At 73.5% G+C, this 21,632-nt stretch carries 5 protein-coding genes; 3 read left to right on the top strand and 2 right to left on the bottom strand.

The window, feature by feature from the left end:
• The first annotated feature begins 5 nt into the window (after positions 1 to 5).
• The 3 genes from ABD355_RS05495 to ABD355_RS05485 all read left to right on the top strand — a co-directional run bounded on the left by ABD355_RS05495 (position 6) and on the right by ABD355_RS05485 (position 11,918).
• The gene (locus ABD355_RS05495; protein WP_344398904.1) at positions 6 to 7,691 is read left to right on the top strand and encodes an amino acid adenylation domain-containing protein; all 7,686 of its coding nucleotides are present in this window, start codon (positions 6 to 8) and stop codon (positions 7,689 to 7,691) included.
• Positions 7,692 to 7,785: 94 nt separating this feature from the next.
• A complete protein-coding gene (locus ABD355_RS05490) occupies positions 7,786 to 11,709 on the top strand; it encodes an amino acid adenylation domain-containing protein (RefSeq protein ID WP_344398903.1) in 3,924 nt (1,307 codons plus the stop codon).
• On the top strand, positions 11,706 to 11,918 hold the full coding sequence (locus ABD355_RS05485) for an MbtH family protein (RefSeq protein ID WP_344398902.1): 213 nt from the start codon (positions 11,706 to 11,708) through the stop codon (positions 11,916 to 11,918). Before ABD355_RS05490 ends, ABD355_RS05485 begins: the two co-directional genes overlap by 4 nt.
• Before the next feature lie 76 nt (positions 11,919 to 11,994).
• Here the strand turns inward: ABD355_RS05485 and ABD355_RS05480 are convergent, their stop codons facing one another.
• A complete protein-coding gene (locus ABD355_RS05480) occupies positions 11,995 to 13,548 on the bottom strand; it encodes a tryptophan 7-halogenase (RefSeq protein WP_425585696.1) in 1,554 nt (517 codons plus the stop codon).
• A complete protein-coding gene (locus ABD355_RS05475; RefSeq protein WP_344398900.1) occupies positions 13,518 to 21,563 on the bottom strand; it encodes an SDR family NAD(P)-dependent oxidoreductase in 8,046 nt (2,681 codons plus the stop codon). The genes ABD355_RS05480 and ABD355_RS05475 overlap by 31 nt, the downstream gene beginning before the upstream one ends.
• Between the last annotated feature and the right edge of the window lie 69 nt (positions 21,564 to 21,632).

Raw genomic sequence — 21,632 nt, 5'->3', positions numbered from 1 at the left:
CCCAGGTGACTCGGTCCGGTTCCGGAATCGCCGACATCCTGCCCCTGTCGCCGCTGCAGGAGGGCCTGCTCTTCCACGCCCTGTACGACGACGAGCAGTCCCCCGACCTCTACGCGACCCAGCAGATCCTGGAGCTGGAGGGCCCCGTCGATTCCGCGGCCGTACGCGCCGCCGGACAGGCCCTGCTCGACCGGCACCCCAACCTGCGCGCCTGCTTCCGCCGCCGGGACGCCGGGCGACCCCTGCAGATCGTGCCCACGGACGTCGAACTTCCCTGGGCGGAGGCCGACTTGACGGCCCTCGGGGAGAGCGAGCGCGACAAGGAGTGGGAACGGCTGCTGGACGAGGAACGCGCCCGCCGGTTCGACCTCGCCAAGCCCCCGCTCCTGCGGTACCTGCTGGTCAAGTGGTCCGCGGACAGCTACCGCCTGCTCGTCACCAATCACCACATCCTGCTGGACGGCTGGTCGAAGCAACTGCTGGTACGCGAGTTCACCGCTCTGCACGCGGGCGAGCACCCCACCGCCCTGCCGCCGGCGCCCGCCTACCGCGACTACCTCGCCTGGCTGGAACGGCAGGACCGCACCGCCGCCGAGTCCGCCTGGCGCGAGGCCCTGTCGGATGCGGACGAGCCCACCCTGCTCGCCCCCGCCCCGAGCACCGCCGTCCTGCCCCGCGAACTCGTCGTCGAACTCCCCGAGCAGCTGACCTGGGGCGCCGAGGCCACCGCCCGCTCCCTCGGCATCACCCTCAACACGCTGGTCCAGGGCGCCTGGGGGGTACTGCTGGGCCGTCTGACCGACCGCACCGACGTCGTCTTCGGCCAGACGGTGACCGTGCGCCCGCCCGAGCTGCCCAACATCACCGCCATGGTCGGCTTCTGCATCAACACCGTCCCCACCCGGGTCGGTTGGGACGAGGGCGGCAGCGTCACGGACCTCCTCGCCGCGCTGCACCAGCGGCAGACGGCCCTGCTCCCGCACCAGCACCTGGGACTCGCCGAGATCCGGCGCGCCGCGGGAAGCAGCGGCGAACTCTTCGACACCCTGCTGGCCTTCGAGAACCACCCGGCCGTCACCGGCCCCGGCGCTTCCCGGGTCACCCAGCTCACCGGCCGTGACGCCACCCACTACCCGCTCACCCTCGCCGTCCTGCCCGCCCGCCGCCTCGCCCTGCGCCTTTCCTACCGGCCCGACCTGTACGACGAGACCGGCGCCCGGCAGCTCCTGGACCGGTTCGCCGCCGTACTGGAGGCCTTCGTGGCCGATCCGACGCGGCGCGTGCGCGAGGTCGAGATCCTGCTGCCGGGGGAGCGGGAGCTCCTGCTGGAGGACTGGCAGGGCGAAGCCCCGGCCGATACGCAGGCGGACACTCTGCCCGCGCTCTTCGCCCGCCAGGCGGCCCGTACCCCCCACGCCACTGCCGTGATCCATGACGGCATCCGGCTCACCTACGCCGAACTCGACGCCCGAGCCGAGCAGCTGGCCCGGCTGCTCGCCGCCCGCGGCGCAGGACCGGAGCGGCTGGTGGCGCTCGCGCTGCCCCGCTCCCCGGACCTCGTGGTGGCGATCCTCGCGGTCCTCAGGACCGGCGCCGCCTATGTGCCGCTCGACCCCGAATACCCGGCGGAGCGGCTGGCCTTCACCCTGGCCGACTCGGCACCGGTGCTCCTCCTCACGACCTCCGACCTGGCACCCGGCCTGCCTGCCGCCGGCGTCCCCGTGATCCTGCTCGACGACCCGCGGCCGACAGCGCAACTGCCCTCTCCCGCACCGAATCTGACAAGCGATCACATCGCCTACGTCATCTACACCTCGGGCTCCACGGGCCGCCCGAAGGGCGTGGCGGTCACGCACCGCAACGTCGTGCGGCTCTTCGAGCACACCCGGCACTGGTACGACTTCGGACCGGACGACGTGTGGACCCTGTTCCACTCCTACGCCTTCGACTTCGCCGTCTGGGAGATGTGGGGTGCCCTGCTGTACGGCGGCAGCCTGGTCGTCGTGCCGTTCACGGTGAGCCGGGAGCCCGCGGCCTTCCTAGAGCTCCTCGCGCGCGAACGGGTCACGGTGCTGAACCAGACGCCGACCGCCTTCTCCGCACTGGTCCGCGCGGACGCGAACGCACCCGACACCGGGCGCGGACTCGCCCTGCGCTTCGTCATCTTCGGCGGCGAGGTGCTGGACCTCGGTCAGGTCGCCGACTGGTACACGCGCCACCCGGACGACGCCCCCGTCCTGGTGAACATGTACGGCATCACCGAGACGACCGTCTTCGTGACCGGACTTCCGCTCGACGGCCACCGGGTGACCGGCAGCGGTCAGGCCGACGGCATCGGACGGGCCATCCCCGACCTGCGTCTGTACGTCCTGGACAACGGGCTGCGGCCGGTGCCGCCGGGCGTGACCGGCGAACTGTACGTGGCCGGTGCGGGCGTGGCCCGCGGCTACCTCAACCGGCCCGCGCTGACGGCCGGACGGTTCGTCGCCGACCCGTTCGGCGGCCCGGGCGAGCGGATGTACCGGACGGGCGACCTGGTGCTTCGGTCGGCCGACGGCGGGCTGGAGTACGTCAGCCGGTCCGACCAGCAGGTCAAGATCCGCGGCTTCCGCATCGAACTCGGCGAGATCGAGACGGTCCTCGCCGACTGTCCGGGCGTCGCCCAGGCCGTCGTGCTGGTGCGGGACGGGCGGCTCGTCGGATACCTGGTCGCCGAGGGTGCGGCGGCCGCCCTCGACACGGCGGCGGTGCGACGGCAGGTGGCCGCCGCCCTGCCGGACCACATGGTGCCGGCCGCCGTCGTCGCCCTCGACCGACTGCCGCTGACCACCAACGGCAAGCTGGACCGCGCCGCCCTGCCCGAGCCGGCGTCAGGCCCCGGCGCGGGTCGTGGGCCGCGCACCCCGCAGGAGGAGATCCTGTGCGGACTGTTCGCCGGCCTCCTCGGGCTGCCCCCTCACCAAGTGGGGCCGGACGACAGCTTCTTCGCCCTCGGTGGCGACTCCCTGACCGCCATGCGGCTCGCCAACCGGATCAAGGGCGTGCTCGGCACCGCGCTGCCCGTCCGGGCCGTCTTCGAGGCGCCCACCCCCGCCGGGCTCGCCGAGCTGATCGGCACGGGCGAGGACGCGAAGCGCCCCGAACTCGCGCCCCGGCCACGGGACTCGGCGCCGATTCCGCTCTCGTACGCCGGACAGCGACTGTGGTTCCTGAGCCGCCTCGGCGGCGGAAACAGCACGTACACCGTGCCGTTGGCGGTACGCCTGACCGGGCCGCTGGACCGGGGCGCCCTCGAAGCGGCGCTCGCCGACCTCGTGACCCGGCACGAACCGCTGCGCACCCTCCACCCGGACTTCCAGGGCGTCCCCTACCAGCGGATCCTCAGCCCGGAGGCGGCCCGACCGCGGCTGTCCGTCGTCCCCGCCACCGAGACCGGACTCGCGAAGCGGCTCACCATCGAGGCGGGCCACCGCTTCGACCTCGCGGCCGAGCCGCCGCTGCGCGCCACCCTGTATCCGCTCGGCGACGACCTGCACGTCCTGCAGCTGGTGATCCACCACATCGCCGTCGACGGCTGGTCCACGGCGCCGCTGATGCGTGACCTGGAGACGGCGTACGCGGCCCGCCTGGCAGGCGAGCCCCCGGCCTGGGCGCCGCTGCCCGTGCAGTACGCCGACTTCTCGCAGTGGCAGCGCGAGGTGCTCGGCGAGGCGACCGATCCCGACAGTGCGATGTCCCGTCAGATCGGCTTCTGGCGGCAGGCGCTGGCCGGAATCCCCGATGAACTGCCGCTGCCCGCCGACCGCCCCAGGCCGGCCGAACCCACCGGCCGCGGAGACCGGGCCCCGATCACCATCGACGCCGACCTGCACACCGCACTCGTCGACCTCGCCGCCTCCTCACGCGTCACGGTCTTCATGGTGCTGCAGGCCGCCCTTGCGGCCCTGCTGACCCGGCTGGGCTCCGGCACCGACATCCCCATCGGCACACCGATCGCGGGCCGCACGGACGGCAGGCTCGACGACCTCGTGGGCTTCTTCGTGAACAGCCTCACCCTGCGCACCGACACCTCCGGCAACCCGACCTTCCGCCGACTGCTCGAACGGGTACGGGACTTCGACCTTGCGGCCTACGCCCACCAGGACGTCCCCTTCGATCTCCTCGTGGAAGCCCTCAACCCCGAGCGCTCGCTGGCTCGCCATCCTCTCTTCCAGGTGATGCTGGCCTTCACCGGCCACGGCTCCGGCCCCACCCTCACCCTGCCGGGCCTGAGCGTCGCCCACGAAAGCGTGGAGACCGGAGCCGCCCGCTTCGAACTCTCCCTGTACCTCGGCGAACAGCGCCATGACGACGGCACACCCGCGGGCATCGACGGCGTCGCCGAATACAGCACCGACCTGTTCGACCCCGCCACCGCCGAACGCCTCACCCAGCGACTCGTCCGCCTGCTGACCGCCCTCGCCGCCGACCCCGACCGGCGTATCGGCGACGTCGACCTCCTCGACGACGGAGAGCGCAGCCGGCTCGCGGAGTGGACCGCGACCGCGCCCGAGGTGCCTGCCGCCGCGCTCGCCGAGATCTTCCGGCGCCAGGTGCGGGTGGCTCCGGAAGCCCCGGCGCTCAACGAGCTGACGTATGCCGAACTCGACGCGCGCGCCGACCGGTTGGCACGCTTGCTGGCCGGGCGAGGCATCGGGCCGGGTGACGTGGTGGCGGTGCTCATGCCGCGTTCCGTGGAGCGGGTGGTCGCGATTCTCGCGGCGGCGCTGGCGGGGGCGGCGTTCATGCCGGTGGATCCGGGGCTGCCGCGTGAGCGGGTCGACTTCATGCTGGACGATGCCCGGCCCGCCCTCGTGATGTCCGACATCGCCCTGGACGGCGAGCGAGGCGAACTGCCCACCGCGTACGACCCGCGGCAGCCCGCCTACGTCATCTACACCTCCGGCTCGACGGGCACCCCCAAGGGTGTCATCGTCGAGAACCGGGGCCTGGCGGCCCTCGCCGACACGCAGATCGAGCGCTTCGGCCTCGGCGCGGACTCCCGGGTGCTGCAGTTCTCGGCACCCGGATTCGACGCGTCGGTGATGGAGCTGCTGATGGCGTTCGCCCCCGGTGGCGCCCTGGTGGTCCCGGAGGAGACCGGTCCGCTGGTCGGCGAGCCCCTGCGGCGGGCGCTGACCGACGGCGCGATCACCCACGCCCTGATCCCTCCCGCCGCTCTCGCCACACTCCCCGCCGGCGAACTTCCCGCACTGCAGACCCTGGTGGTGGGCGCCGAGGCATGTCCGGGCGAGCTGGTGGCCCGGTGGGCGCCCGGTCGCCGTATGGCCAACGCCTACGGCCCGACCGAATCGACCGTGTGCGCCACCATCAGTGGGCCGCTGTGCGGCGATGAGGCTCCCCCCATAGGGCGACCCGTCGCCGGTACCCGGGCGCAGGTCCTCGACCCCTGGCTGCGGCCGGTCCCGCCCGGTGCGGTGGGCGAGTTGTACCTCTCCGGTACGGGCATGGCGCGCGGGTACCTCGGCCGGTCCGCCCTCACGGCCGGACGCTTCGTCGCCGACCCGTCCGGCGAACCGGGCGGGCGGATGTACCGCACGGGCGACCTGGTGCGCTGGTCGGCGGACGGTGAGCTGGAGTACGTGGGCCGCAGCGACGACCAGATCAAACTGCGTGGCTTCCGTATCGAGCCCGGCGAGATCGAAGCCGCGCTGACCCGGCATCCGCACGTCGCCCGCGCGGCCGTCGTCGTACGCGAGGACGAGCCCGGACAGCGGCGTCTCGTCGGATACGTCGTCCCCGAGCCCTCCGCCGTGGCCGACCCGGCGGTGCTCAGGCGGCACGCGGAGGAAACGCTGCCGGACTACATGGTCCCGTCGGCGATCGTCGTCCTCGACGCCCTGCCGCTGACCCCCCACGCCAAGCTCGACCGCAAGGCCCTGCCCGCCCCCGGCCCCGCCGCGCCCGCCGGCGGACGGGAACCGTCGACGCCCGTCGAGCGCATCCTCGCCGGTCTCTTCCGCGAACTGCTGAAGCTCCCCGAAGTCGGTCTGGACCAGGGGTTCTTCGCGCTCGGCGGTGACAGCATCTCCTCGATCCGGCTGGTGAGCCGGGCGGCCGAGTCCGGTGTGGTGATCAGTCCGCGTGACGTGTTCGAGCAGCAGACGGTGGCCCGTCTCGCAGCGGTGGCCCGCGGGCCCGTGGCCTCGGCGGACCCGGACGACCACGGCATCGGCACACTCCCGCTCACCCCGGTGATGCGGTGGCTGCTGGAACGCGGCGGCCCCATCGACCGGCTCAGCCAGTCCGTGCTGCTCACGGTCCCGGCCGAGGCCGACCAGGCGCGTCTCACGGATGCCTTGCAGACGCTGATCGACCACCACGGCATGCTCCGCGCCCGGCTCACACCCGCACGGGAACTGGAGGTCGGACCCATCGGCCGCACCGCCGCCTCCGACCTCCTGGACCGGCGGGACGTGTCCGGCACCGACGACCTGCGGACCGCTGTGACCGAGGAGTTCGACCGGGTCATCGGCCTGCTGGACCCGACGGCCGGGGTGATGCTGCGCGCGGTGTGGTTCGACGCCGGTCCCGACCGCACCGGACGGCTGATGCTCGTCATCCACCACCTGGCCGTGGACGGGGTGTCCTGGCGCATCCTGCTCCCCGATCTGGCGGCCTCCTGGACGGCGATCGCACAGGGCCGCACGCCTGAACTCCCCCCGGTCGGCACCTCGTTCCGCCGCTGGTCCTTGGCTCTCGGCGACGAGGCCCGCCGGCCCTCGCGGACCGCGGAGGCGGAGCTGTGGGGCCGCATGCTCGCCGCCCCGCGCACCCCGCTGGGCGCCCGTGCGCTCGACCCCGCCCGGGACACCGCGGCCACCACGCATTCCCTGCGTCTCACCCTGCCACCCGAGACGACCGGCCCGCTCCTGACCACCGTCCCGTCCGCCTTCGGCACCGGAACGCAGGACGTCCTGCTCGCCGGACTCGCCCTGGCGGTCGCCGACCGGCAGGGCTCCGGGCACGTCCTCGTCGACGTAGAAGGGCACGGCCGCGAGGAGCTGGCACCCGGGCTCGACCTGTCCCGCACGGTCGGCTGGTTCACCTCCCTCTACCCCGTCCACCTCGACCTGGACGGCATCGACGTGCGCGAGGCGCTGGCCGCCGGACCGGCCGCAGAGGACGCCGCCAGGCGCACCGGCGCGCTGCTGCGCGCGCTCCCGGACCACGGCATCGGCTACGGCCTGCTGCGCCACCTCAACCCCGGCACGGCACCGGCACTGGCCGCACCGCCCGCCCCCGAGATCGGCTTCAACTACCTGGGCAGGTTCGCCGCCCCCGACAGCGACGGCGACTGGACCTTCGCCCCCGAGTCCTCGGCGCTCGGCAACGGAACCGACCCCTCACTCGCCGCCGCCCACGCCCTCGAACTCAACGCGGTCGTCCACGACACCCGCACCGGTCCCCATCTGGTGGCCGACTGGTCGTGGCCGGACGGCGTGCTCACCGAGCCGGAGGTACGCACCCTCGGCGAGGCGTGGTTCACCGCGCTGGCCGCCCTCGCCGCCCGCGGGGGCCACTGCGCGGGGGCCGGGTCCGACGGGATGCCGAACGGCCGGTCCCCACAGGTGCTCTGTGACATACCGCTCGACGAACTCGACGAACTCGCCGCGGGTCTTGACGGCTAGCTCCGCAGGAAGAGCAGTGACGAACGGCGCGGGATCGCGCAGGAGTCACCGAGGCCGCTCAGCACGCACCCCACAAGGACGGTGACCACACGCCATGACGCAGCCCGCGTTGGCCGACGTACTTCCCCTGACCCCCCTGCAGGAGGGGCTGCTCTTCCACGCCCTGTACGCACACGAGCGGGACGCCAAGGATGTCTATCTGGTGCAGCTCGTCCTCGACCTCGACGGCGTCGTGGACGCGGCCAGGCTGCGCGTCGCCGGACAGGCGCTGCTGGACCGCCACCCGAACCTGCGGGCGGCCTTCCGGCGCCGCCGCGGCGGCGGGCCCGTGCAGGTGATCCCGCACAAGGCCCTACTGCCCTGGACCGAGGCCGAGTTGACCGGGCCGGGCGTCGACACCGAGGCGGAGTGGGCCCGGCTCCTGGAGGAGGACCGGGACCGTGACTTCGACCCGGCCACCCCGCCCCTGCTCCGCTTCACCCTGGCCCGCACCGGCGAGCGACGGCACCGCCTGCTCATCACCCACCACCACATCCTGCTCGACGGCTGGTCGGTCTCCGTCCTCGTACAGGAACTCCTCGCGCTGTACGAGTCCGGCGGCGACCCGGCCGCGCTGCCGCCCGCCCCGCCCTACCGCGCCTTCCTGGAGTGGCTGGGCCGCCGGGACCGCGGTGCCGCAGAGGCCGCCTGGCGGGACGCGCTGGACGGCCTGACCGAGCCGACCAGGCTCGCCGCCACGGCGCGCGACGGCCGGGGCTCCGGTGCGCTCGCCGAGTCCCGCGCCGAACTGTCCGCGGAGGCCCAATCGGCTCTCACCGACCTGGCCCGACGCCTGGGCGTCACGGCGAACACCCTCGTCCGGACCGCATGGGCGATCCTTCTCAGCCGTACGACAGGACAGAACGACGTCGTCTTCGGCGCCACCGTCTCCGGCCGCCCGGCCGAGCTGCCCGGCGTCGAGTCGATGGTCGGCCTGTTCATCAACACGGTGCCCACCCGCGTCCGGCTGCGCCCCGACGAACCCCTCAGCGGCCTGCTCCGGCGGGTCCAGGACGGCCACGTCGAGCTCCTGGACCACCACCACTTCGGCCTCGCGGACATCCAGCGGGCGGTCGGCGTGCCGGAACTCTTCGACACCCTCGTCGTGTTCGAGAACTACCCGGCGGATGCGGTCAGCTCGGGCGTCGACGGGTTGCGTGTCGTCGGGTCGGGCGGACGGGACGCCACCCACTACCCGGTGACCCTGGTGGCCCTCCCCGGCCCCCGGCTCCGGTTCCGGATGGCCTACCGGGCCGATCTGTTCGACAGGGACTGGGCCGACGCCACGCTCGCCCGTCTCCTACGGATCCTGCAGGACATCGCGGCCGACCCGGACCGCCCGCTCGGTCGGCTCGCACTCCTGCCGCCGGCCGAACAGGTCCACCCGGCCGCGGCCCCGGAGACCCGTACCCTCATCGAGCTGTGGGCGGCCCAGGTCGCGGCCACTCCCGACGCCGAGGCCGTACTCGACCACGGCCGCATCCTGACGTACCGCGAACTCGACGCCCGTGCCGAGCAGGTGGCGCAGGCCCTCACCGCCCTCGGCGCCGGACCCGAGCGGATCGTCGGCATCGCGCTGCCGCGCACCGTGGAGCTGGTCGCCGCGGTCCTCGGCGTACTGAAGTCCGGCGCCGCCTATCTACCCCTCGACCCCGCCTACCCGGCCGACCGCCTCGCCTACATCGTCGACGACGCACTCCCCGTCGTCGTGCTCGCCACCGGCGAGACGGCCGAGGCGCTGCCCGCGGGCACACCGCTGCTCACCCTCGACGACCTGGATGTGCCGGGCAGTCAAGAAGGCCTGCCCACAGCCGCCTTGGACAACCTGGCCTGCATCACCTACACCTCCGGGACCACCGGCCGTCCCAAGGGCGTGGCCGCCACCCACCGCAACGCCGCCGAGTTCGTGACGTGGACACACACCGCGCTGGGGCCCGAGCGACTGGCCAGGGTGCTGTTCTCCACCTCCCTCAACTTCGACGTGTCCGTGTTCGAGATCTTCTCGCCGCTGCTGTGCGGGGGCCGGATCGAGATCGTCGAGAACCTGCTGGCCCTCACCGCCGACGACCGCGACGACTGGGACGCGACGCTGATCAGCGGGGTGCCGTCGGTCATGGCCGCGGTTGCCGCGGGCCGCCCGAACGTACCCGCCCGCACCGTCGCGCTCGGCGGTGAGCCGATCCCCGAGCAGCTCCTCACCGACCTCGAAGCGGCCTTCCCGGGCGCGCGGATCATCAACTTCTACGGGCCCACCGAGGCGACCGTCTACGCCACCGCATGGCAGTCCGACCTCGACCCGTACGGCAAGGCCGGCCCGCCGCCCCTCGGCCGCACCCTCGCGCGCAACCGCCTCCACCTCCTCGACCAGGCCCTGCACCCCGTGCCCGACGGGGTGACGGGGGAGGTGTACCTCGCGGGCGGCGGACCCACCCGCGGCTATCTGGGCCGCCCCGGCCTGACCGGGCAGCGGTTCGTCGCCGACCCGTTCGGCGGGCCGGGCGAGCGCATGTACCGGACCGGCGACCTGGCGGTGCGCGACCCCGACGGGCAGCTTCGCTTCCTGGGCCGGGTCGACCACCAGGTGAAGGTCCGCGGGTTCCGGGTGGAACTCGGCGAGATCGAGGCCGTGTTGACACAGCATCAGGATGTCGCGAAGGCGGCGGCCGCAGTGAGCGCGGACCATCGGGGCGAGAACCAGCTGGTGGCTTATGCCGTCGCGGTCGCGGGGCGGACGATCACCTCCGCGACGCTGCGGGCGCACCTGGCGCGGACCCTGCCGGCCCACATGGTGCCCGCGGCGATCGTCGTCCTGGACGCACTGCCGCTGACCACCAGCGGCAAGCTGGACCGCAAGGCCCTGCCCGCCCCCGGGGCACCGGCCCCGGCGCACGGCGTGCCGCGCACGGAACCGGAGCTGCGGCTGCGGACGATCGTCGCCGACGTCCTGGGCCTGGCTCCCGACCGGGTCGGCGTCCACGACAGCTTCTTCGACCTCGGCGGCCACTCCCTCCTGGTGCCCCTGCTGACCTCCCGTATCCGTACCGAACTCGGCACCGACCTGCCCGTACGGGCGGTCTTCGACGCCCCCAGCGTGGCCGGTCTGGCCGCACGGGCGGGCGGAGGCGAGACGGACACGATGCCCGCCTTCGGCAGGGCAGCCCTGGGTCCGGTGGTCCCGCTGCGCAGTCGCGGCGACCGTGAGCCGCTGTTCTGCTTCCCGCCGGTCTCCGGGCTGGCCTGGGGCTTCGCCGGACTGGCCCGCCACCTCGACCCGGACCGCCCGCTCTACGGACTGCAGTCCCAGGGGCTGACACCGGGGCAGCCGCGGTCGGCCGGCCCGGCCGAGACGGTCGCCGGTCACCTGGCCCGGATCCGGGAGCTCCAGCCGCGGGGGCCCTACCACCTGCTGGGCTACTCGATGGGCGGCCTGGTCGCCCAGGGCGTTGCCACGGCACTGCAGGCGGCGGGGGAGGAGGTCGCCCTGTTGGCCCTGCTCGACTCCTTCCCCGGCGCGTGGGCACGCCGGGGCCCGCGCCCGGACGACAGGCCGGCCGTGCTGCGCAGCCTGCTCAGCATCCTCGGGCGCCCGGTACCGACTCGGAACGCGACGGAAGAGCTGACCCAGGCGCGGTTCGCCGAGCTGGTGCGCCAGGTGTCCGACCTGCCCGGCAGCCTCGACGACGCCGAACTCGCCGCCCTCGTCGAGGTGACGGCGAGCAACCGGCGCCTGCTGGCGGACTTCGCCCCCACGCCGTACCGCGGCGATCTGCTGATCTTCACCGCCGCGCACGATCCCGACGCGCAGCCCGGCCGGCACGGCACCTGGCGGCCCTATGTCGAAGGCCGTATCGACAACCACGACATCCCCTGTACGCACGGGGAGATGACCGGGCCCGCGGCGCTGGGCCTCATCGGACCCGTGCTCGACCGCCGGCTCCGCACCACCGCATCCGCATCCGACAGGAGGAACCCCGCATGACGACCAATCCCTTCGACGACGACACCATCGAGCACCTCGTGCTCGTGAACGACGAGAACCAGCACTCGCTGTGGCCCGCCTTCGCCGAGGTCCCCGCCGGCTGGACCGTCGTCCACGGCCCCGCGAACCGTCAGGCGTGCGTGCAGTACGTGGACGAGCACTGGACCGACATGCGGCCCAAGAGCCTGATCCGGGCCATGGGCGCATAGCGGTTGCCCCTTCGCCCTGCGAGGTTCCTTCGGTGCTCGGTCTCCCGCCGCGAGACCGAGCACCGAAGGTGTCCGATCATCCCGCCGGCGATCGGTACCCGGGATCGACCCAGGTGAGCCCGTCCTCCGAAGCCACCAGCCCACCGGGTCGCACCGGCGTCTCCTCCTCCAACGGCCCGCCGAACACCCCTCGTTCCTGCAGAACCGCACCCTCCTGGAACACCTCACGGATGGCGGCGGACTCGAAGAGCGGGTTGCGCAGTCCGTCGGAGTCCGGCAGCCGGCCCACCGCCGTGCCGAGCTCCGAGGAGGCCGCCGTCAGCCGGGCGCCCGCCTCCCCGAGCCCCCCGAAGCTCGCGTCCCCGGAGGCCAGACCGCCCACCAGTTCCACGAACGCCTCCCGTTCCGTCGCGCCCACGTTGGTGACCTTGCGGGCCTTCCAGAAGTAGGAACGCTCGTCCTGATGCATGTCGTAGAAGGACACCAGGAACTCGTAGAACAGCCGGTACTCCTGCCGGTAGCGGGCCTCGAACTCCTCGAACAGGCGATGCTCCTCCAGCGTCCCGGCCAGGCCGGCGTTGATGGAGCGGGCCGCGAGCAGGGCACCGTATGTGGCGAGATGCACGCCGGAGGAGAGCACCGGGTCGACGAAGCAGGCCGCGTCCCCGGCCAGCAGCATGCCGGGCCGCCACAGCCGGGACTTCCAGTACGACCAGTCCTTGCGGACGCGGACCTGGTCGTAGGGCATCTCGGTGGCTTGTGGAACCCCCTGGAGGAGGTCGCGGACCTCGGGGCAGGAGTCGATCAGCCGGCGCCAGGCCGTGGCCGGGTCCCGCTGTATCCCGGCGGCGTTCTCCCGGCTCACCACCGCCCCCACGCTGGTGAGGTTGTCGCGGAGGGGGATGTACCAGATCCAGCCCTCGTCGAAGGCGGCGCAGAAGATGTTGCCGTCGTTGGGCTTGGGGAGCCGCCTGCCGCCGGCGAAGTAGCCGAACACCGCGATGTTGCGGAAGAAGTCGGAGTACGTCCGGCTGCCGCCGACCTCGGTGTGGATCCGGCTGCCGTTGCCGGACGCGTCCACGACATAGCGGGCCCGGGCCTCGCGGAGTTCGCCGCCGGGGCCGCTCCAGCCGACGCCCCGCACCCGCTCCTCGTCGGCGATCACGCCTTTGACGCGGCAGTTCTCCCGCACGTCGACGCCGACCCGGCGGGCGTTGTCCAGCAGGATCGCATCGAACCGGGACCGCTCCACCTGGTAGGCGAACGAGGTCGGGTCGGCCAGCCGGGGAGACAGGGCGAAGGAGAACTGCCACGGATCGCGGTTGCGGCCCCACCGGAACGTCCCGCCGCGCTTCAGCTTGAAGCCCGCCCGCGCGACCTCGTCCTCGACGCCCAGGATGCGGCACACACCGTGCACGGTGGACGGCAGCAGCGACTCGCCGATCTGGTAGCGGGGGAACGTCTGCTGTTCCAGGAGCAGGACCCGGTGACCGCGCAGGGCGACGGCGGTGGCGGCGGTGGAACCGGCCGGACCACCGCCCACGACGATCACGTCGAAGTCCTCGACCGCCCTGTGTTCACTGGTGGGTTGGGCAACGGTCACTGTGCTTCTCCTAGGGAGTCGAGCCATGCGCGCAGGGCCGCCACGGTGGTCGGGGCGTGCTCCTGCATGAACGAGAAGTGGTCGCCCGGGACGTCGACCTCGGTGTGCGGCAGCGGCCAGGACGTCCGCCACTCGTCCGGGCCCGCACTCGCCGCCATCTCCGGCGTGGGCAGGGTCGCCCGCACCAGCAGGGTCGGGGTGTCGACCGGTTCCGGGGCCCAGCCCAGGAACATGCGGGTGTACGCCCCCAGGGCGGCAACGCCTGCGTCCTCGTCCCCGGCGAACTCGGTGCCGCCCAGCCGCGGTGCGATCACCGCGGGCAGCGCCAGCAGCCAGTCCTTGTCGCTGTTGCCGTCGTTGACGAGGTATGTGTCCAGCAGCACCTGCCCGAGGGGGGCGGCCCCCAGCGTTTCGAGCCGCCGGGTCACGGCATGTGCCACAGCGCCCCCGGTGCTGACCCCGACGACCACGAACGGCCTGCCGCCCACGTGCCGCAGCACCGACTCGGCATGGGTGAGGGCCAGGGTCTCCCGGTTGGCCGGCACCGCGCTGCCCGCACCGATGCCCGGGTGCGGGAACTCCAGGACGTCCCACTCCCCTTGAAAGCAACCGTGGAAGCGAGCGAACTCCCCGCCCGGCGCGCCGAACGTCGGGTGGGTGCCGGTGAAGAACACGAGCACCGGCGCGTCGGCCCCGGCACCGGTGGCGCGGCGCACCGGCGGGATCGCGTGCCGACGACTCTCGCTCGCGTCGAACGTCGGAACCGCCCAGGACGCCGTGACCAGCATCTGCATCGCGGCGACCACCTGACCGGCCTCGCAGACCCGCCGGTAGAGCGAGGACAGCGTCTGCGCGGGCCGCGGAGCCGCGGCGCTCCTGGCGTCGGGCGCCGTCGCAGGCAGGTCGTCCTCCAGCAGGCCGAGGATGTGCCGGGCCAGCCCCTGAGCCGTCGGATGCTCGAACACGACGGAGGCCGAAAGGCGCAGTCGCAGCGCCATGCTCAGCCGGTTGCGGACCTGCACCGCCATCAGCGAGTCGAAGCCCAGCTCGGCGAAGGACCTGCCGGCCGGGAGCGCGTCGGCGTCCGGGTAGCCGAGCACCGCGGCGACGTCGGCACTCATCAACTCCGTGAGCCTGCTCTCCCGTTGCCCGGCGGGCAATCCGGCCAGCACCTGGCGCCACGCTCCCGGCTCCCACGCCTGCTCGGGACCCGAGCGGGCCTTTTCGACAGCAGCCGTACGAGAGCGCACCAGCCCTTGCAGGAGCGGTGGCAGCGGCCCCTGGACGGAGCGCAGGCCCGCCCGGTCCAGCAGGACGGGCGCCAGGACGGGCCCGCCGTCGCGGAGCGCCGCGTCGAACAGGGCCAGGCCCTGCGCCGTGGACAGCGGCCGGAGCACGTCACCTTCGTGCCGCAGTGCCCCGGCCATACCCCCTGCGGCCTCCCACGGCCCCCACGCCAAGGACACGGCCGGCAGGCCGAGCCGGGCACGGTGGCCTGCCAGGGCGTCCAGGAAGGAGTTCGCCGCCGCGTAGTTGCCCTGGCCCGCGCGACCCAGCAGACCCGACACCGAGGAGAACAGGACGAACGCCGACAACTCCCGGTCCCGCGTCAGCTCGTGCAGATGCCAGGCCGCATCCGCCTTCGGCCGGAGCACCGCTGCCATCCGCTCGGGGGTCAGCCCGGTCAGCACCCCGTCGTCCAGCACCCCGGCGGCATGCACCACGGCGGTCAGAGCGGGCGCACAGCCGTCGATCACCTCGGCGAGCGCGGCACGGTCGGCCGCGTCGCAGGCCACGATCCGCACCTCGGCGCCCAACTCCTCCAGCGCGACGCGCAGTTCCGCGGCGCCCGGAGCCTGGGGGCCCTGGCGCCCGGTGAGCAGCAGGTGCCGTACGCCGTACGAGGTGACGAGATGGCGGGCGAGCTCCGCACCCAGAGCGCCGGTACCGCCGGTGATCAGGACGGTGCCGGTCCAGGGAGGGGCATCTGCGGACGCGGTGCCGGTGGCCCGAACCAGCCGCGGCACGCTCAACTTGCCGGAGCGGATGGCGAGTTGGGGTCGGTCGGTGGCCACGGCCGTCGGCAGGAGCCGTAGCGACTCCGGCCGTCCGTCCACATCGACGAGGGTGATGCGCCCTGGTATCTCGGACTGGGCCGTGCGCACCAGCCCCCACACCGCTGCACCGGCCAGGTCCGGGTCCGGTGCGGTTGCGTTGCGCGTGAGCACCAGCAGGCGCGAGCCCGCCGTGCACGGGTCGTCCTGCCACTCCTGCAGCGCGCGGAGCACCTTGGCGGTCAGCGTGTGCACGGCGGGCAGCGGGTCGGGCTCCGTCGTCCCTACGGCCGTGACGACGAGGATGTCCGGTTCGGCTGCGGCGGTGTCCACGACGTCCGGGAGCAACCCGCACAGGTCCAGCTCGTCCGGGCCCAGGAGCGCCCAGCGGGTGGCGATGTCCCGTTCACCGTCGGACGGTTCCACGGGTGCCCAGTCCGGGCGCCACAAGCCCTGCCGCGCCACGTCGTGTCCGGTCGTCGGGACGGGTAGCTCGCGGGTGACGAGGGAATCCACGCACGCCACCGGGCGGCCCGCCCGGTCGGCGAGCGTCACCGAGAGGGAGTCCGCTCCGTTCGGGACGACCCGTACGCGTACCTCCGACCCCCCCGCCGCATACAGCCGCACGCCGGTCCACGCGAACGGCACCCGGAGGGCCTCCGTCTCGGATCCTGTCAGCAGCGGTGCGTGCAGTGCCGCGTCCAGCAGCGCTGGATGGATGCCGAAGCGGTCGGCTTCCCTCGACTCCCCTTCGCGAAGCCGGACGTCGGCGAAGAGGGCGTCCCCGCGCCGCCACGCCGACCGTACGCCCCGGAAGGCCGGCCCGTACGCGAGGCCGCCCTCGGCGAGACCGTCGTAGGCGTCCGTGAGGTCGACCTCGACGGCGCCCTGCGGGGGCCATGCCGTGAGTTCGGGGTCCGGCGGCGGAGTCTCCCCGGGGGCCGGGCCGAGCAGACCGGTGGCGTGTCGGGTCCAGGCGGGCTCTTCGTCCACGTCGGGGCGGGCGTAGACGTCGAACGGCCGTCGGTCGGACTCGTCCGGCTTTCCTACGACGAGGTGGACGCGCATCCCGCTGTCCGGGGCGAGGGTGAGCGGGGCCACGAGGACGAGTTCGTCGAGGATGCCGCAGCCGAGCTCATGGCCCGCCTGTACGGCCAGTTCCACGAACGCCGTCGCGGGGACGAGGACCGCCCCGGCGATCACATGGTCGCTGAGCCATGGGTGCGTGGTCGGGGACAGCCGTCCGGAGAACACCGTGCGGTCGGTGTCCGGCACGGTGAACGCCGGGCCCAGCAGCGGGTGTTCGTGGGTGTCCGCCGCCGGGGCCGGGGTGCGCGGCACGTCCAACCAGTAGCGGCGGCGCTGGAAGGCGTACGTCGGCAGGTCCACCCGCCGGGCGCCGCTGTCCGCGAACACCGCGGGCCAGTCGACCTGCGCCCCGTGCACATGGAGGCGGGCCACGGCGGTCAGGAGGGTCTGCGGCTCGTGTTCGCCGCCGCGGGTGGCGGTGACGCACACGGGCCCGTCGCCGTCCGGGCCGGTCAGACATTCCTCGGCCGCCGCCGTGAGCGCGGGCCCGGGGCCGATCTCCAGGAACGCCGAGACGCCGTGGTCCCCGAGCCAGTGCAGGGCGTCGGCGAACCGCACCGGCCGGCGGGCGTGCCGTACCCAGTACTCCGGGGAACACAGCTCCGCGGCCTCGGCCGGGCGGCCGGTCACCGCCGAGACCACGGGCATTCGTGGCGGCCGGAAGGCCAGCCTCTCGGCGACCCGGCGGAAGTCGTCGAGCATCGGCTCCACCAGCGGCGAGTGGAAGGCGTGGGCGACCCGCAGGCGTACGGTCCTGCGGCCGCGTGCCTCGAACCCGGCCGCGACGGCGAGCACCGTCTCCCGTACGCCGGAGATCACCACCGAGCGCGGCCCGTTGAGGGAGGCGATCGCCACCCGGTCGCCGGCGTGCTCCAGCGCGGCGAGGACCTCTTCCTCCGTCGCGTGCAGCGACATCATCGCGCCGCCGGCGGGCAGGGCCTGCATCAACCGGCCGCGGGCCGCCACCAGTTCGGCAGCGTCGGGCAGCTCCAGCACTCCGGCGACATGGGCCGCCGCCAGTTCCCCCACGGAGTGCCCGGTCAGGAAGTCGGCCCGCATGCCCCAGGACTGCAGCAGCCGGAACAGCGCCACCTCGAAGGCGAACAGAGCGGCCTGCGTGAAGTCCGTACGGTCGAGCAGGGCGGCCTCGGGCGAGCCCCGCTCCGCGGACAGTACCTGGTCCAGCGGCAGTTCGAGACGCCCGTCGAGCTCCCGGCAGACCTCGTCGAAAGCGGCGGCGAAGACGGGGAACGCGGTGCGCAACCCCGCGCCCATCCGGACGCGTTGGGCTCCCTGCCCGGTGAACAGGAAGGCCGTGCGCAGGCCCGGGTCGGCGACGGCCCGCATCGAACCGTGGCCGTCGCCGCCCCCGGCGAGTGCCTCCAGGGCTGTCAGCATGCGCGTCCGTTCGTCGGCCGGCACCATCGCCCGGTGGGCGAGCGCCGACCTGGAGACGGCCAGGGAGAAGCCGACGTCGGCCGCGGACAGGTCGGGGCGGGCCTTCAGGTGGTCGGCGAGTCGGCGGGCCTGAGCCCGCAGGGCTGCCTCATCGGCGCCGGAGAGCAACCAAGGCACCGGCGGTTCGGCAGCGCCCTGGAGGGGCGCGGGGAACGGCGCGACCAGCCACGACGTACCCGCAGGCGGTCGACGGCCCATCGTGGCACTCTCCGCAGAGCGCTTGGGCTCCTCCAGGATCACATGCGCATTGGTGCCTCCGATGCCGAAGGCCGACACCCCGGCCCGGCGCGGCCCGGCGCCCGTCGCCGGCCACGGACGGGCCTCGGTCAGCAGCTGCACACGGCCTGCGGACCAGTCGACGTGCGGTGAGGGGGTCTGCGCGTGCAGGGTACGGGGGAGTTCCTCGTGGTGCAGGGCCTGCACCATCTTGATGACTCCGGCGACTCCCGCGGCCGCCTGGGTGTGACCGAGGTTGGACTTGACCGAGCCGAGCCACAGCGGCGGCCGGTCCTCGGGCCGCCCCTGGCCGTAGGTGGCCAGCAGCGCCCGCGCCTCCAGGGGGTCGCCGAGCGTGGTGCCCGTGCCGTGCGCCTCCACGGCGTCCACGTCCTGTGCACGGAGCCCGGCGTCGGCCAGTGCCCGGGTGATCAGGCGTTGTTGGGCCTGGCCGTTGGGGGCCGTCAGACCGTTGGACGCGCCGTCGGAGTTGACCGCGGAGCCACGCAGCACGGCCAGCACCGGGTGACCGTGGCGGCGGGCGTCGGACAGCCGCTCCAGCAGCAGCAGGCCCGCGCCCTCGGCCCAGGCGGTGCCGTCCGCCGCGGCCGAGAACGACTTGCAGCGGCCGTCGGGCGCCAGACCGCGCTGGCGGCTGAACGCCGTGAACGGCTTGGGCGTCGCCATCACCGTGACCCCGCCCGCCAGCGCCAGGGAACACTCCCCGGAGCGCAGCGCCTTCGCCGCCCAGTGCAGCGCCACCAGCGAGGAGGAGCAGGCGGTGTCGACGGTGATCGAAGGCCCGCGCAGGCCGTAGACGTACGAGATGCGGCCCGAGGCCACACTGCCGGCCGAGCCCAGGCCCAGATGGGCCTCCAGTTCGTGGGTGGTGAAGCGGGCGGAGTAGTCGCCGTGCATCACGCCCACGAACACGCCGGTGTCGCTCTCGCGGATCGTGGCCGGGTCGATGCCCGCCCGCTCCCAGACCTCCCACGAGGTCTCCAGCAGCAGCCGCTGCTGCGGATCCATGGCCAGCGCCTCGCGCGGCGAGATCCCGAACAGCCCCGCGTCGAACTCCGCGGCCCGGTGCAGGAATCCGCCCCGGCGGGTGTACGAGGTGCCGATCCGGTCCGGGTCGGGATCGTAGAGGGCGGCCAGGTCCCAGCCCCGGTCGGTCGGGAAGTCCGAGGTGGCGTCCCTGCCCTGGGACACCAGGCGCCACAGGTCCTCGGGCGATTCGACGTCACCGGGCAGGCGGCAGCCCATGGCGACGATCACCACCGGATCGTCCGTGCTCGCCTCTGCAGCGGAGGGCTGCGGAGTCGGGGTGGCCGGGGTGAAGAGGGTGTCGTGCAGGTGCCGGGCCAGCGCGGCCGGTGTGGGATGGTCGAAGACCAGCGTCGAGGGCAGCCGCAGTCCGGTCGCCTCGCCGAGCCGGTCGACGAGCGTGACGGCACCCACGGAGCTCAGGCCGAGGTCGGTGAACGGGCCGTCGGCGTCGGGCCGTTCGTACGGCCCGCCGTCGCAGACCGCGGCCGTCTCCGCGAGCACCGCCTCGCGCAGTGCCCGCTCCCGCCCCTCCGGCGGCAGGGACAGCAGCCGCTGCCGCAGGGCTCCCGCGGCGGCCGTGGGGGAGAGTGACAGGGTCGGCCGGGCCGCTCCCGTGACCACCGCGTGGCGGGCGATCTTGCCCGACGCCGTGCGCGGTACCGCGGCGATCTCGCGGATCTCGACGGGCAGTTTGTACGCGGCCAGCCGCGTACGGCACGCCTCCAGGATCTCCCGCGGGTCGAACCCTTCCGCTCCCGGGACGACGTAGGCCACCGGGACCTCTCCGAGGACGTCGTGCGGGACGCCCACCACGACCGCGTCCCGCACGCCGGGGCAGCGCAGCAGGGCCTGTTCGATCTCCGTGGGGTGGATGTTCTCGCCACCGCGGATGATCAGCTCGCTGACGCGCCCGGTGAGGGTGAGATGGCCGTGTGCGACGCGCCGGCCGAGGTCGCCGGTGCGGTACCAGCCGCCCCGCAGCGCGGCCTCGGTCTCCTGCGGACGGTTGTGGTAGCCGCTCATCAGGCTCGGGCCGCGCACCCACAGCTCGCCCTCGTCGCCGTCCGCGACATCGTTGCCGGAGCCGGGATCGACGACGCGCACCTCCATGCCCGGCACGGGCGGACCGCAGGAACCGTCGACCCGCGGCCCGTCCGGACGGTTCACCGCGATCATGCCGCAGGTCTCGGTGCTGCCGTAGGCGTCGAGGAGCGGAGCCCCCAGCAGGTCCTCCACCGCCCGGCGCAGGGCGGGTGCGCTCGGGGCGCCCGCCACGATGCAGGTCCGCAGTCCCGGAGGGGTCGGGGAGGGCTGCTCCCGGGCGGAGGCCAGCAGCTGGTGGTAGGTGGCGGGCACCCCGGCCAGGACGGTGTAGGGGCCGCCCAGTTCTTCGAGTGGTGCGCGCAGCTCCCGCAACAGTCCGTCGGGCGGCAGGAGTTCGGCGGTGATCCTGGCACTCGCGCCGACCACGGTGACGCCCAGGACGGCAAGGGAGTGCCCGAAGCTGTGGAACAGCGGCAGCGGCCACAGCAGCCGGTCCGCGGAGGAGAGCCCGAAGAGCGGGGCGTAACAGGCCGCCGCCGACCACAGGGCGGCGCGCTGCGTGGACAGCACACCCTTGGGACGGTGGGTGGTGCCGGACGTGTAGAGCATCCAGGCGGGCTCGTCCAGGCCGAGATCGTCCCGGGGCGGCCCGGCAGGAGAGGGATCTGCGGCGACGGCGTCGAAGAGGACCGTGCCGTCCGGGGCGTCCTCGGGGAGCGGTCCCGGGCCGGTCAGCAGGAGGCGCGTACGGCGCTGTCCGGGGCCCAGGCGGTGCAGCCGGGCCAGGCGCGCGGGGTCGGTGACGAGGACGGAGGCGCCGCTGTCCTCGAGGAAATGGGCGAGTTCCGCGTCCGAGGACCGGGGATTGAGCGGCACGCCGACCGCCCCCGCCCTGACGACGGCGAGCACACTCTCCACCGTCTCGACACAGTTGCCCAGGCAGATCGCGACCCGCTCGCCCCGCCGAAGCCCGGTCCGGGCGAGGTACGCGGCAAGCCGTCCGGTGCGCTCCTCCAACTCCGCGTAGGTGACGGCGCGTACGTCGTCGGCGAACGCCACACGTGACGGTGCCTCCACCGCGTGCGCCTTCAGCAGCTCCGGCAGCGGCCGGATCAGCCCGTCGTGCGTCATGGTCCTGCCCCTCCGGCGCGTGCTCGGCACGGCAGCCGTCAATCCCCTTGCAGGTCAATGACGTTGAGC

The sequence above is a fragment of the Streptomyces longisporus genome (assembly GCF_039532765.1).
Lineage (GTDB): Bacteria > Actinomycetota > Actinomycetes > Streptomycetales > Streptomycetaceae > Streptomyces > Streptomyces longisporus.
This window is presented reverse-complemented; position numbering and strand designations above follow the sequence as displayed.